This window comes from Paracoccus sp. R12_2, from assembly GCF_017744015.1.
GTDB lineage: Bacteria > Pseudomonadota > Alphaproteobacteria > Rhodobacterales > Rhodobacteraceae > Paracoccus.
The window spans coordinates 12,899-25,746 of the sequence record NZ_JAGHRA010000005.1 but is presented as its reverse complement, the minus strand read 5'-3'; the positions used below and the strand labels follow the sequence as shown (position 1 = coordinate 25,746).

Sequence of the window (12,848 nt, the reverse complement as noted above, 5' to 3'; positions counted from 1 at the left end):
TTGAATTCCCGCAAGTAATTGTATTTATTGGCAGGTTTGGTGACCCCGGCAGGATTCGAACCTGCAACCTGCCCCTTAGGAGGGGGCTGCTCTATCCAGTTGAGCCACGGGGCCTTGATGCCTGCCGTTTAGACCGTTCGCGACGCGTTTGGCAAGGTTGTCGCCGCCGTTGGCGTCCGCTAACATTCGCCATCGCATTCTCATTCCCGGATGGCCATGACAGTCCCACGTCCCCGACGCCCCCTGACCCTGCGTGATGTGTCCGAGGCGTCGGGCGTGTCAGAAATGACCGTCAGCCGCGTGCTGCGAAATCGCGGTGACGTGTCCGCGGCAACCCGCGAAAAGGTGCTGACCGCAGCCAAGTCGCTGGGGTACGTGCCCAACAAGATAGCGGGCGGGCTGGCCAGCCAGCGCGTCAATCTGGTCGCCGTCGTCATCCCATCGCTGTCGAACCTGGTCTTTCCGGACGTGCTGGGCGGTATTTCGGCGGAACTTGACGATACCGGACTGCAGCCCGTGATCGGCGTCACCAACTATTCCCCTGCGCGCGAAGAGATGGTGCTGTATGACATGCTGTCCTGGCGCCCCTCGGGGGTGATCCTGGCCGGGCTGGAACACAGCAATGCCTCGCGCGCGATGCTTGCGAATGCGGGCATCCCGGTGGTCGAAATCATGGACACCGATGGCGACGGCATCGATACACTGGTCGGCATCTCGCATATTCGCGCGGGGCGCGAGATGGCCGCGCGGATCGTGGCCGCAGGCTATCGCCGGATCGGCTTCGTCGGCACCCACATGCCCGAGGACCATCGCGCCCGCAAACGGCTGGTGGGGTTCGAGCAGGGCCTGGCAGAAGCCGGGGTTCAGCTTGAGGCGCGCGAATATTATCAGGGCGGATCGTCGCTGCTGAAGGGCCGCGAACTGACCGAACGCATCTTGGCCCGCGCGCCGGACCTGGATTTCCTCTATTATTCCAATGATATGATCGGCGCCGGAGGGCTGCTGCACTGTCTGGATATCGGCAAGGACATACCGGGGCAGCTTGGTCTGGCGGGCTTCAACGGCGTGGATCTACTGGACGGGTTGCCGGTGCGGCTGACCACCACCGATGCGCGTCGCGTCGAAATCGGGCGGCGGGCCGCGCGGCTTGTGGCGGGCAAGGATGCGCCTCCGCCCGATCGGCTGATCGCGCTGACGCCGACCTTCATACCCGGCGACACGATCCGTGCCCCGAAGACCTGAGCGGGAACATGATAAGGCGGCCTTGCCGGACGCAGGCCGCGGCACTATCTGAGGTGCCATGCAGATCCCTTTCCTGAACCGCCTTCTCAAACGCGGCCCACGCGTCTCAGTCATCCGCCTGCACGGGGCGATCGGCATGGCGGGGCGCAGCGGTGCCCTGTCTGACGCCGCATTGGCATCGGTGATCGAACGGGCCTTCCGCAAGGGCAAGCCCGCAGCCGTCGCGCTGTCCATCAACTCGCCCGGCGGATCGCCGGTGCAATCGTCGCTGATCGCGGCGCGCATCAGGCGGCTGGCAGTTGAGACGGATGTTCCCGTCCATGCCTTCGTCGAGGATGTCGCGGCGTCCGGCGGTTACTGGCTGGCCTGCGCCGGCGACCAGATCTGGGCCGATGACAGTTCGATCCTGGGGTCCATAGGGGTCATCTCGGCCGGGTTCGGCTTTCAGGATCTGATCGACCGCTGGGGGATCGAACGGCGTGTTCATACCGCCGGTCGGTCGAAATCGACGCTGGATCCGTTCTGCCCGGAAAACCGCGAGGATGTCGCCCGCCTGCACAATGTGCTGGAGCCGATCCACATCGCCTTCAAGGATCATGTCATCACCCGGCGCGGCGACAGGCTGAGCCGGGATCGCGACCTGTTTACCGGTGAATTCTGGGCCGGACGCGAGGCCGTCGCGCTGGGTCTGGCCGACGGGATCGGCCATCTGGTCCCGAAGATGAAACAGATCCATGGCGACAAGACCCGCTTTACCATCCACAGCCCGCGCCAGTCGCTGTTCCGCCGACTGGGCCTGTCCGCCGGAACACTGATCGACAGTGCCGCCGAACGCGCCGCATTCCAGCGCTTCGGGGCCGGGGGATGAGCGTTCGTATCGTCGTCCTGTTTCTTCTGGTGATCGTCGCGCTGGCCTTGTTCAGCGGTCCGGGCTTTCGCAAGTTCCTTCTCAAGCTGCTGGGGATCAATCGCCGTGATCGTTGACGTTCTTCTGGTGGCGGCGGGGCTGGGCCTCTTGGTCTTCGGTGGCGATCTGCTGGTCAAGGGCGCCGTCAACATGTCCCTGCGCCTGGGCATCACGCCACTGGTCGTCGGCCTGACGGTGGTCGCATTCGGCACGTCGGCGCCCGAATTGCTGGTATCCATGTCAGCCGCGCTGAAGGGATCGACGGACATCGCGATGGGCAATGTCGTCGGATCTAACATCGCCAATGTCCTGATCATTCTGGGCGCGACCGCACTGGTTTCGGGGATCGTGACGCGCGGCCACGATCTGCGGGAAAGCTGGGCGATGATGATCGCCGCGACGGTGCTGCTGATGGCACTGGCGTTTCTGGGTCCGCTTGGTGTGCCGCAGGGCATCATCTTGCTGGTTGCGCTTGGCCTGGTGCTGTGGCGGCAATTGTCCACCGCGCGGGCCGAGAACCAGGATGCCGCGGAACTGGAAGGCGCAGCGCTTGGGGCGCGCTGGCGGCAGATTTCGCTGTGGCTGATCGGCGGTCTGGTCGCCCTGCCCGTCGGTGCCAACATGCTGGTCAGCGGCGCAAGCGATATCGCGCTGGCCTTCGGCATCAGCGAGGCAGTGATCGGCCTGACGCTGGTTGCCGTCGGCACGTCCCTGCCCGAAATGGCCGCGTCGGTCGCGTCTGCACTGCGCGGGCGCGCGGACATGGCCCTTGGGAACGTCGTCGGATCGAACATCTTCAACCTGTTGTCGATCCTTGGCCTGACGGCGCTGGTGGCCCCCCTGCCCATCCCGCCCGAGATGCTGCGCCTTGACCTGTGGGTGATGCTGGCCAGTTCGCTTCTGCTGGCGCCCTTCCTGTTCCGCGGCATCCCGATCAACCGACCGGTCGGTGCCGTCTTCGTGCTGGCTTATTGTGCCTATGTCTGGGTCCTTCTCTAGCCGCCGCTGGCGCACGGCGCATGCCGGCCAAGGGATGTCGGAAACGACGCTTTGGCCATGTTTGTCCACCAACATGCGGAATCCGCGCAAACCTGCGGGATTCTTTGAATTTTTTGGTCCGGACCAGACGATGAAGAAAAATATCCTTTGTTTTCAATTACATTCGAAGTTGCCCATTTTACAGGCAGGTTCACGAAACTGTAACGATTGCTGGCCCGAAGCGCCGCCCCTCACAGCCCGCCCACAGAGTTATCCACAAGAGTCGTGGACAGCTTCACCCTTGCAATCGGTGATCGGAACTTGCAGCGAGTGCAGAGAATCACTTCATAACCACCCATGACGCAAAAGACCGGCCACGCGCTGATCCACGACTATCTGCGAACCCTTGATGGCAGCCCCGGCGTCTATCGGATGCTGGATGCCCAGGGCGCGGTTCTGTATGTGGGCAAGGCCCGCGATCTGAAGGCGCGGGTGTCGAACTATGCCCGCCCCTCGGGTCATTCGGCGCGGATCGCCCGAATGATCCGCGACACCCATTCGATGATGTTCCTGACCACGCGCACCGAGACCGAGGCGCTGTTGCTGGAACAGAACCTCATCAAGCAGCTGAAGCCGCGCTACAACGTGCTTCTGCGCGACGACAAATCCTTTCCCAACATCCTGGTCGCGAAAAGCCATGACTTCGCGCAGATCAAGAAACATCGTGGCGCGAAATCGGAAAAGGGCGACTATTACGGCCCATTCGCCAGCGCCGGCGCGGTCAACCGGACCCTGACCCAGTTGCAGCGCGTCTTCCTGCTGCGCAACTGCACGGATTCGACCTTTGAATCCCGCACCCGTCCCTGCCTTCTTTATCAGATAAAGCGGTGCAGCGCGCCCTGCGTCGGGCGGATCAGCCAGGAAGACTACGGCGCGCTTGTGGCCGATGCCGAACGCTTCCTGCAAGGCAAGACGACCGATATCCAGGCCGGACTGGCACGCGAGATGGCCAAGGCCGCCGAGGCGATGGAATATGAACGCGCCGCCGCGCTGCGCGACCGGATCAAGGCGCTGACCGCCGTGCAATCCGTGCAGGCAATCAACCCAAAGGGCGTGGCCGAGGCCGACATCGTCGCGCTGCACATGGAAAGCGGCCAGGCTTGCGTGCAGGTCTTCTTCATCCGCGGCAATCAAAGCTGGGGCAACCGGGATTTCTATCCCCGGCTCGGTGGCGCGGAAAGTCCGGACGAGGTGATGCAGGCCTTCCTGCTGCAGTTCTACGACGACAAGCCGCCACCGCGGCAGATCTTGCTTTCGCACGGCCCGGAAGATCCGGAGTTGACCGGCGAGGTGCTGTCGGAACGCGCCGGCCGCAAGGTCGAGGTGCTGATCCCTCAGCGCGGCGAGAAATTCGATCTGGTGACCAACGCCCTGCGCAATGCCCGTGAAAGCCTTGGTCGACGGATGTCGGAAAGCGCCGCACAGGCAAGACTGCTGGAAGGCCTGGGCGAGGCGTTCGCCCTGCCCGCCACGCCGCGCCGGGTCGAGATCTATGACAACAGCCACATCATGGGCACGAATGCCGTCGGCGGGATGGTCGTCGCGGGCCCGGAAGGTTTCCTAAAAAGCCAGTACCGCAAGTTCAACATCAAGGGCACCGAGATCACGCCGGGCGACGATTTCGGCATGATGAAAGAGGTTCTGACGCGCCGCTTCTCGCGCCTGCTGAAAGAAGATCCGGACCGTCAGACCGAGGCATGGCCCGACCTGCTGCTGATCGACGGCGGCGCCGGGCAGGTTTCGGCCGTGGACGGCATTCTGGCCGATCTGGGGGTCGAGGATATCCCGATCGTGGGCGTCGCGAAGGGCGTGGATCGGGATCACGGGAAAGAGGAATTCCACCGCCCCGGCCAGCGGCCATTTGCGCTGCGGATGAATGATCCGGTGCTGTATTTCGTTCAGCGCCTGCGCGACGAGGCGCATCGTTGGGCGATCGGCACCCATCGCGCCAAGCGCGCGAAATCGGTGATGGCCAATCCGCTGGATGAGATCGCCGGCATCGGCGCGGCGCGCAAGCGGGCGCTGCTGGCCCATTTCGGCAGCGCCAAGGCGGTCAGCCGCGCCGGGCTTCCCGATCTGCAGGCGGTGGACGGGATATCGGCGGCGATGGCGCAAAAGGTCTATGATCACTTTCATCCCAAGGCCTGACCGCGACAGGCCACCGGCGCAATCAGGCCGATCCCCAAAATACGGTAGCGTTCTACCGCATCGATTCCCGGTCTTCACGTTATGGTTGCGATCTGCTCACCCGCACCATTGATGAAGGAGGCTGCCATGCCCCACTTCCCGCTTTTCGGCCCCGCCGTGGTCCGCAAGCCCGCGCTTGCCCCGGACGACGCGCTGGTTCAGGACAGATGGACGGATTTCGACGATGAAATGATCCGTCTGGATGCCATCGTCATCGACAACAATATCGGCGGCAGCGATCCGACGCTGCAGGTTCGCGCCTGTGACGGCGTGAACTGGACGATCGAACTTGCCACCCGCAGCCGTAATCTGAAGGCCGGGCTGACCGAATCGCAGGCGCTGCCGGGCGACCCCGTCTCGGTCGTCGGCCGCCGAACGGCGCATTTCGGCGAAAACCGGATCAAGGCCACCCATGTCACCATCGGCGAGAAGACATTCGATCTTTCGCCCGATCGCGCGGCCTGACACCTGCACCATCCGGCGGGGCGTCACGGTTCGGTCCCAAGGGAACCAACCGTCTGCCCCGCCGCACGATCATTCAGCGCATTGCCATCCCGCGCCTCGGCGCAGCCTGACGGTCGATCTGCCGCCGAAGTGACGCTGCGGCCTCTTCCCAATCCGCGCGGCAGATACTAGCTTGCGGCCATGCGCTGGACCATTCCCAATATCCTGACCCTGTTTCGGCTGATCGCGGCGCCCGCCGTGCCGCTGATGTTCCTGTATTTCCAACGCCCCTGGGCGGATTGGGCGGCGCTGACGATCTTTCTGATCGCCGCGATCACCGACTGGCTTGACGGCTATCTGGCACGCGCCTGGCAGCAGGAAAGCCGGTTCGGCGCCGCCATGGACCCGATCGCCGACAAGGCGATGGTGGTCATCGCGATCGTCGTCATCACCGGATATTCGGGCATGAACCCGTGGCTGATCCTGCCCGCCGCCGTGATCCTGTTCCGCGAGGTGTTCGTGTCCGGGCTTCGGGAATTCCTTGGACCCAACGCCAAGCTGCTGAAGGTCACGAAACTGGCCAAGTGGAAGACGACCTTCCAGATGGTCGCGATCTCGGTCCTGTTTCTGGGCACCGGGCTTGCCTATGTCGAACATGGCCACCCGCCGCTTGTCGGCGAAGGACGGCTGCCCTGGTCGGATAGCTGGTCGGACCTGGCCAACCAGATCGGCCTTGCGCTGATCTGGCTTGCCGCGATCCTGACCGGCTGGACCGGCTGGGATTACTTCGTCAAGGCGATGCCCTACCTGAAAGAGCCCGCCCATGACGCTTGATGTGCTGTATTTCGCGTGGTTGCGCGAACGGATCGGCGTGCCGCGCGAGCGGGTCGAGACGCAGGCGGTCACCGTGCGCGATCTGGTCACGGAACTTGCTGCGCGTGACGACTGGCATGCCGCCGCATTTGCCGACATGGCGGCGGTTCGCTGCGCCGTGGATCAGGAACTGGTGGATCTTGACGCGCCGCTTGGCAAAGCGCGCGAGGTGGCGTTCTTTCCCCCGATGACCGGAGGCTGAGTTGCGCGCAAGGGTTCAGTCCCAGCCTTTCGATGCGGCGGCCGAACTGGAAGGCTTCGGCGCAGGTGCGGGCGCGATCGTTACCTTCACCGGGGTGGTCCGCGACGACACCGGCAGCATGGCAGCGCTGGATCTGGAACATTATCCCGGCATGACCGAACGCGCGATGGAAGGCCACGGCGACACCGCGGCGCGGCGCTTTGACCTGATCGACTGGCGGATCGTGCACCGCCACGGACGGCTGCGGGTCGGAGAGCCGATCATGATGGTCGCCACGGCCGCGCGTCATCGGCAGGCAGCGTTTCAGGCCGCCGATTTTCTGATGGACTGGCTGAAATCCCGCGCGCCGTTCTGGAAACGCGAGATCGGACAGGACGGAACCGCCCGCTGGGTCAAGGCGAAGGACAGCGACGAAGCGGCACTGGATCGCTGGCAGTCGATGCCACGCTGACAGGAACCACGACGGGTGACGCCCGTTGGTCCTGCAGGCACGCAATGACATGCGCCCGACACAGGCAGGTTCCTGATGACCAGATCCGCAACGCTCTACCGCATGGTGATGCCCGATCACATTTGTCCCTTTGGCCGCAAGTCAAAATGGCTGCTGCGGCGAAACGGGTATCGGGTCCAGGATCACAGGCTGCGCACCCGCAAGGAAACCGATGCCTTCATGGAAAGGCACAAGGTCGACACCACACCGCAGACATGGATCGACGGCAAGCGGATAGGTGGTTATGACGACCTGCGCGCCCATTTCGGTCGTCCCCTGCCGAAACCGGGCGACACCAGCTATACCCCCGTGATCGCGATCTTTGCTGTCTCGGCGCTGCTTGCGCTGGCGGTTTTCTGGATGGCAGATGGCCCGCCCTGGATGGTTCTGCCGCATTTCGCAGCCATGGCCATGGTGCTGCTGGGATTGCAGAAGCTGCAGAATGTGGAAAGTTTTTCCACGATGTTCCTGAACTATGATCTGCTGGCCCAGAGATGGGTTCCCTACGCCTATGCCTACCCGTTTCTGGAAACCGGCGCGGGGCTGCTGATGCTGGCCGGTCTGCTGCCTTGGCTATCCGGCCCGGTCGCGCTGTTGATCGGCGCGATCGGCGCATGGTCGGTCTTTCGCGCCGTCTTCATCCGCAAGCGACAGTTGAAATGCGCCTGTGTCGGCGGCAACAGCAACGTGCCGCTGGGTTTCGTGTCGCTGACCGAGAACCTGGTGATGATGACGATGGGCCTGTTCACACTGGCCAACGCGATGTGACACCCGTGATCAGTCGGGGATCACCCGCACCGCACCCTTGGCCGCGCTGGTTGTCATCGCGGCATAGGCCCGCAGCGCCGTCGAGACCTTGCGCTGCCGCGGCTTCGCCGGTTTCCAGCCTTCGGCCTCGCGTGCGCTGCGCCGCGCGACCAGCGTGGCATCGTCAACCTCAAGCGAGATCATCCGATTGGGAATGTCGATGCGGATCATGTCGCCCTGCTGGACCAGGCCGATCGTGCCGCCCTCTGCCGCCTCGGGCGACACATGGCCGATCGACAGTCCCGACGACCCGCCCGAGAAACGCCCATCCGTCACCAGCGCGCATGCCTTGCCCAGGCCCTTCGATTTCAGATAGCTGGTCGGATACAGCATTTCCTGCATGCCCGGTCCGCCACGCGGCCCTTCGTAGCGGATCAGCACCACTTCGCCTTCCTTGACCTTTCCGGTCAGGATGCCGCTGACCGCATCATCCTGGCTTTCGAAGATATGCGCCGGGCCGGTGAAGGTCAGGATCGACTCGTCCACCCCCGCGGTCTTCACGATGCAGCCGTCCTCGGCCAGGTTGCCATACAGAACCGCCAGACCGCCATCCTTGCTGAAAGCGTGTTCGGCATCCCGGATCACCCCGCCCTGCCGGTCCAGATCGACGCTGTCATAGCGGCGGTCCTGCGAGAACGCCGTCTGCGTCGGCACCCCGCCGGGGGCCGCGCGATAGAAATCATGGACGCTGGTTGCGTCGGTCCGCGCCACGTCCCAGCGGTCCAGCGCCTGCGCCAGCGTGCCGGAATGAACGCTGCCGACCGATGTATCCAGCAACCCCGCGCGGTCCAGTTCGCCCAGGATCGCCATGATGCCGCCTGCGCGGTGGACATCCTCCATATGCACGTCCGATTTGGCGGGCGCGACCTTGCACAGGACCGGCACGTTTCGCGACAGCCTGTCGATATCGGACATGGTGAAATCCACCTCGCCTTCATGCGCGGCGGCCAGCAGGTGCAGCACCGTGTTCGTGGACCCGCCCATCGCGATATCCAGCGTCATCGCGTTCTTGAAGGCGTTGAAACTGGCAATGTTGCGCGGCAGGACCGACGCATCGTCGCCCTCGTAATGACGCCGCGCCAGATCGACGATCAGATGTCCCGCCTCGACGAACAGCCGCTTGCGGTCGGCATGGGTGGCCAGGGTCGAACCGTTGCCCGGCAGCGACAGTCCCAGCGCCTCGGTCAGGCAGTTCATGGAATTGGCCGTGAACATGCCCGAACAGCTGCCGCATGTGGGGCAGGCCGATCGCTCGATCGCCTCGACCTGAGCGTCGGAATAGGAATCGTCGGCCGCCGCGACCATGGCATCGACCAGGTCCAGCGCCTTCAGCTTGCCGTCCTCAAGGACCAGCTTGCCTGCCTCCATCGGTCCGCCCGAGACGAAGACGGTCGGGATGTTCAGCCGCAGCGACGCCATCAGCATGCCCGGGGTGATCTTGTCGCAGTTGCTGATGCAGACCATGGCATCGGCGCAATGGGCGTTGACCATGTATTCGACGCTGTCCGCGATGATCTCGCGCGAGGGCAGCGAATACAGCATGCCGTCATGGCCCATCGCGATGCCGTCATCGACGGCGATGGTATTGAATTCCTTGGCGATCCCGCCTGCCGCCTCGACTTCGCGGGCGACCAGCTGGCCCAAGTCCTTCAGGTGGACATGGCCCGGCACGAACTGGGTGAAGCTGTTGACGATGGCGATGATCGGCTTGCCGAAATCGCTGTCCTTGACACCGGTCGCGCGCCACAATCCGCGCGCGCCCGCCATGTTGCGGCCATGGGTGGTGGTGCGGGAACGATAGGCGGGCATGGCTGATCTCCTTTGGCTGGCGATGTCCTTAGCACCGCCCGCGACGGAAGGAAATTGCCGAAAACCGCCCCGATCCTTGGCGTTCTGACCCGGAAGGCCGGATCAGGATGCCAGTTTCATCACCAGGATACCGGCCACGATCAGACCGGCGGCGAACAACCGCGTCACCGTCACCGCCTCGCCGAACAGGGCGATCCCAAGCACGAAGCTGCCCACCGCACCAATGCCGGTCCAGACCATATATGCTGTGCCAAGGGGCAACTGCCGCATCGCGACCGCCAGCAGCCAGAACGACCCGAACATGCCGACCAGCATGATAGCCGTGGGCACAAGACGGGTGAAACCATGGGACTGCTTCATGGCAGTGGCCCAGACAATTTCCAGAAGACCGGCGACGAAAAGGGTGATCCAAGGCATGGAAGACCTCCAGAATGAACCGGGTCGTCCCGGCGAAACTGCCCGATTCGGGGAGGTCGTCCTCGCACGAAAATATAGGCATCTGGATCGTGACCTGCAAGCCTGTCACCACGGACGGCAGACCTGTGCACAGCCCGCGCCGCCGGGGGTCCGGGGGGCGTCCCCCGGCCGTCGCGGGACGCAAGACCACCGGTCGCCGTTCAGTCCCCCGGCCGGCGGACCGCGTCAGCGCATCCCCAGCCCGGCGCGCATCATCAGGCGCCGCACGGGCGCAATTCCGTACAGCCCGCCCAACGCTGCGGCACGCAGATCGCGCAGCGGTCGCACGCCGGCCTGGCTGGCCCGGTTCAGCGCGTCTATCCCCAACAGCCGCGCATAGGCCTCGGGCCGTCGCGCGCGATCATAGGCCCGCAACGCGGCCGCGTTGCCCGGATCGGCGCGCGACAGGTCGACCAGCGCCGACAGGTCGGCAAGGCTCATGTTCAGCCCCTGCGCCCCGATCGGCGGCACGACATGCGCCGCCTCGGCGATCAGCGCGGTGCGCGGGCCGGCGAACCGGTCCGCGATCTGGCTGATGATCGGCCATTGCGTCAGCCGGGTCGCCTGCGTCAGATGTCCCAGCACGCCCGCCGAACGACGGTTCAGCGCGACCTCGAATTCCGCGCGCGGCAACGCCGCAAGGCGCGCGATCTCGCGTCCGTTTTCCATCCAGACGACGGCGGAACTGGCCACGCCGTCGCGGTCGGGCAGCGGGACCAGCGTGAACGGCCCGCCCGAACGGTGGACCTCGGTCGAGATATGGTCGTGCGGCCGCTGATGCGTGACCGCGAAGGCCAATGCCTTCTGGCCGTAGCGAAACCTGCGGACATCGATCCCCAGCGCCTGACGAACCGGCGAATCCCGCCCATCCGCGCCGATCAGCAGACGCGCGCGCAGACGCTGCCCGTCCGACAGCGTGACCAATGCACCCTCGTCCCGTGCCACCACCTCGGCCGTGGCGGTGCCGGGGCGAAAGCGCACCGTCTGCAGCTGCTGAAGGCGCGCCGCGATCTCGCGGCGCAGCAGCCAGTTGGGCAGGTTCCAGCCAAAGGGCTGATCGCCGATCTCGGATGCGTCGAAATCGCGCGTCAGGCGCGGTTCGGGCTGCGCGCCGCCCGCATCCACGATGCGCATGACCTGCAACGGCGTCGCAAAGGGCAACAGCCGGTCCCACACCCCGATCCGGTCCAGCAAGGCAACCGATGGCGCCAGAAAGGCGGTGGATCGCAGATCGGCGCCGGTTGCGGTCTCGTCGGTGACCGGCGGGGCCGGATCGACGCACAGGACCGAAAATCCTTCGGCCCCGAACGCCGCGGCGGCGATCAGCCCGGCGATTCCGCCGCCCGACACCAGAATGTCGATGTCCTCGATATCGCCTGCCATCCGTACCCTCGCGTTGACGCGCCGATCCTGCACCCGCGACCGGGCCGGGACAAGAAGACGCCCTGTCGCAGCCTAGTTCCCTGCCGTGAAGGCCAGCATGATCACGAACACGACCAGGGTCAGCACGATGCCGATGATGCCCAGCATCGGCAGGCCGAAGGCCAGCACCAGCAACACGGCAAGGACCAGAACGACGGCGACGGCAAGATAGATGCGAACGGCAAGACGGGTGCTTGCGGGATCGGCAGCATGGGACATGAAAGGTCTCCTTCAGGGATCGGCGCGTTCCCGGCCCCATCTAGCCCGGATCACGGCCCCGCGGCAATCGCCTGAAGGAACCCGGTCAGGTCGTCGGTCCGGTGCGCGACATGTTCGCTCCGGCCCGGCGCGGCGTCCGGACCGCGCCGCCCTTTCCCGACAAGAACCGTCCGCATGCCCAGTTCGTGGGGCACTTCAAGGTTGCGCGGATCATCCTCGAAGAACGCCGCCCGCGCGGGGTCAAATCCCGCCTGCGCGATCACCGCCTCGAACGAGGCGCGCTGCGGCTTGGGATGAAAGCCGGTTTCCTCGACACCGTAGATCGCCTCGAACAGATCCAGCCCGCGCGCCGCCAGAACCTTGGCGGCATAGCGCGAATCGGCATTCGTGTGAACGATCTTGCGCCCCGGCAGCGCGGTGATCGCCGCCGCCAGGTCGGGTGCTGCGGCAAGTCCGGCGAAGTCGATGTCGTGAACCTCGGCCAGATAGGCCAGTGGATCGATCGCATGTTCGGCCATCAACCCTGCCAGCGTCGTGCCGTGCCGGCGCCAATAGTCGCGGCGCAACCGGTCGGCATGCCCATGTTCGACGCGCAGCAGCCGCATGACATAGGCGGTCATGCGTTGCTCGATCTGCGGGAACAGCGCCATCTCGGGCGGGTAAAGCGTATTGTCCAGATCGAAGATCCAGACATCGACATGCGCGAAATCCATTCCTGCCGGATAGCCCGGCAACGCCGCGCTTGCAATTGG

Annotated in this window: 14 protein-coding genes and 1 tRNA gene; 9 read left to right on the top strand and 6 right to left on the bottom strand. The window is 64.7% G+C overall.

Features of this window, described 5'->3' with window-relative positions; all coding sequences use genetic code 11:
• Positions 1-37: 37 nt before the first annotated feature.
• A tRNA-Arg gene (locus J7359_RS07835) sits at positions 38-114 on the bottom strand.
• 102 nt (positions 115-216) lie between these two features.
• On the opposite strand from J7359_RS07835, the gene J7359_RS07830 reads away from it, so the two are divergent.
• The 9 genes from J7359_RS07830 to J7359_RS07790 all read left to right on the top strand — a co-directional run bounded on the left by J7359_RS07830 (position 217) and on the right by J7359_RS07790 (position 8,151).
• Complete coding sequence (locus J7359_RS07830; protein WP_209056261.1) at positions 217-1,242, top strand: LacI family DNA-binding transcriptional regulator; 1,026 nt, start codon at positions 217-219, stop codon at positions 1,240-1,242.
• 58 nt (positions 1,243-1,300) lie between these two features.
• Complete coding sequence (locus J7359_RS07825) at positions 1,301-2,110, top strand: S49 family peptidase (protein WP_209056088.1); 810 nt, start codon at positions 1,301-1,303, stop codon at positions 2,108-2,110.
• Between the two features lie 105 nt (positions 2,111-2,215).
• Positions 2,216-3,148, top strand: coding sequence for a calcium/sodium antiporter (locus J7359_RS07820; protein WP_209056087.1), 933 nt, complete (start codon positions 2,216-2,218; stop codon positions 3,146-3,148).
• 336 nt (positions 3,149-3,484) lie between these two features.
• Positions 3,485-5,335, top strand: a complete 1,851-nt coding sequence (gene uvrC / locus J7359_RS07815) for an excinuclease ABC subunit UvrC (protein WP_209056086.1) — start codon at positions 3,485-3,487, stop codon at positions 5,333-5,335.
• A gap of 126 nt (positions 5,336-5,461) precedes the next feature.
• Positions 5,462-5,839 carry a hypothetical protein gene (locus J7359_RS07810; protein WP_209056085.1) on the top strand — a complete coding sequence of 126 codons (378 nt, stop codon included), beginning with the start codon at positions 5,462-5,464 and terminating at the stop codon, positions 5,837-5,839.
• Positions 5,840-6,019: 180 nt separating this feature from the next.
• Positions 6,020-6,652: a CDP-diacylglycerol--glycerol-3-phosphate 3-phosphatidyltransferase gene (gene pgsA / locus J7359_RS07805; protein ID WP_209056084.1), complete on the top strand. Its 633-nt coding sequence runs from the start codon at positions 6,020-6,022 to the stop codon at positions 6,650-6,652.
• Positions 6,642-6,893, top strand: a complete 252-nt coding sequence (gene moaD / locus J7359_RS07800; RefSeq protein ID WP_209056083.1) for a molybdopterin converting factor subunit 1 — start codon at positions 6,642-6,644, stop codon at positions 6,891-6,893. Before pgsA ends, moaD begins: the two co-directional genes overlap by 11 nt.
• 1 nt (position 6,894) lies before the next feature.
• Positions 6,895-7,344, top strand: coding sequence for a molybdenum cofactor biosynthesis protein MoaE (locus J7359_RS07795; protein ID WP_209056082.1), 450 nt, complete (start codon positions 6,895-6,897; stop codon positions 7,342-7,344).
• A 75-nt stretch (positions 7,345-7,419) separates the two neighbouring features.
• Complete coding sequence (locus tag J7359_RS07790) at positions 7,420-8,151, top strand: MauE/DoxX family redox-associated membrane protein (RefSeq protein WP_209056081.1); 732 nt, start codon at positions 7,420-7,422, stop codon at positions 8,149-8,151.
• Between the two features lie 9 nt (positions 8,152-8,160).
• Here J7359_RS07790 and ilvD read toward each other — a convergent pair whose 3' ends face one another.
• The 5 genes from ilvD to J7359_RS07765 all read right to left on the bottom strand — a co-directional run bounded on the left by ilvD (position 8,161) and on the right by J7359_RS07765 (position 12,809).
• Positions 8,161-9,999 carry a dihydroxy-acid dehydratase gene (ilvD, locus tag J7359_RS07785; RefSeq protein ID WP_209056080.1) on the bottom strand — a complete coding sequence of 613 codons (1,839 nt, stop codon included), beginning with the start codon at positions 9,997-9,999 and terminating at the stop codon, positions 8,161-8,163.
• Positions 10,000-10,101: 102 nt separating this feature from the next.
• Entirely contained in the window at positions 10,102-10,416 is a 315-nt protein-coding gene (locus J7359_RS07780) for a multidrug efflux SMR transporter (protein WP_209056079.1), read from the bottom strand.
• Positions 10,417-10,641: 225 nt separating this feature from the next.
• The gene (locus J7359_RS07775) at positions 10,642-11,838 is read right to left on the bottom strand and encodes a UbiH/UbiF family hydroxylase (RefSeq protein WP_209056078.1); all 1,197 of its coding nucleotides are present in this window, start codon (positions 11,836-11,838) and stop codon (positions 10,642-10,644) included.
• A 72-nt stretch (positions 11,839-11,910) separates the two neighbouring features.
• Positions 11,911-12,096, bottom strand: coding sequence for a hypothetical protein (locus J7359_RS07770; RefSeq protein WP_209056077.1), 186 nt, complete (start codon positions 12,094-12,096; stop codon positions 11,911-11,913).
• A gap of 50 nt (positions 12,097-12,146) precedes the next feature.
• Positions 12,147-12,809, bottom strand: a complete 663-nt coding sequence (locus J7359_RS07765; RefSeq protein WP_209056076.1) for a pyrimidine 5'-nucleotidase — start codon at positions 12,807-12,809, stop codon at positions 12,147-12,149.
• Positions 12,810-12,848 lie beyond the last annotated feature (39 nt).

Bases quoted from the DNA above. Each gene is read 5' to 3' on its own strand.
- J7359_RS07830 (WP_209056261.1), top strand. From the start codon at position 217: ATGACAGTCCCACGTCCCCGACGCCCCCTGACCCTGCGTGATGTGTCC.
- J7359_RS07825 (WP_209056088.1), top strand. From the start codon at position 1,301: ATGCAGATCCCTTTCCTGAACCGCCTTCTCAAACGCGGCCCACGCGTC.
- uvrC (WP_209056086.1), top strand. From the start codon at position 3,485: ATGACGCAAAAGACCGGCCACGCGCTGATCCACGACTATCTGCGAACC.
- J7359_RS07810 (WP_209056085.1), top strand. From the start codon at position 5,462: ATGCCCCACTTCCCGCTTTTCGGCCCCGCCGTGGTCCGCAAGCCCGCG.
- pgsA (WP_209056084.1), top strand. From the start codon at position 6,020: ATGCGCTGGACCATTCCCAATATCCTGACCCTGTTTCGGCTGATCGCG.
- moaD (WP_209056083.1), top strand. From the start codon at position 6,642: ATGACGCTTGATGTGCTGTATTTCGCGTGGTTGCGCGAACGGATCGGC.
- J7359_RS07790 (WP_209056081.1), top strand. From the start codon at position 7,420: ATGACCAGATCCGCAACGCTCTACCGCATGGTGATGCCCGATCACATT.
- ilvD (WP_209056080.1), bottom strand. From the start codon at position 9,999: ATGCCCGCCTATCGTTCCCGCACCACCACCCATGGCCGCAACATGGCG.
- J7359_RS07780 (WP_209056079.1), bottom strand. From the start codon at position 10,416: ATGCCTTGGATCACCCTTTTCGTCGCCGGTCTTCTGGAAATTGTCTGG.
- J7359_RS07775 (WP_209056078.1), bottom strand. From the start codon at position 11,838: ATGGCAGGCGATATCGAGGACATCGACATTCTGGTGTCGGGCGGCGGA.
- J7359_RS07770 (WP_209056077.1), bottom strand. From the start codon at position 12,096: ATGTCCCATGCTGCCGATCCCGCAAGCACCCGTCTTGCCGTTCGCATC.
- J7359_RS07765 (WP_209056076.1), bottom strand. From the start codon at position 12,809: ATGGATTTCGCGCATGTCGATGTCTGGATCTTCGATCTGGACAATACG.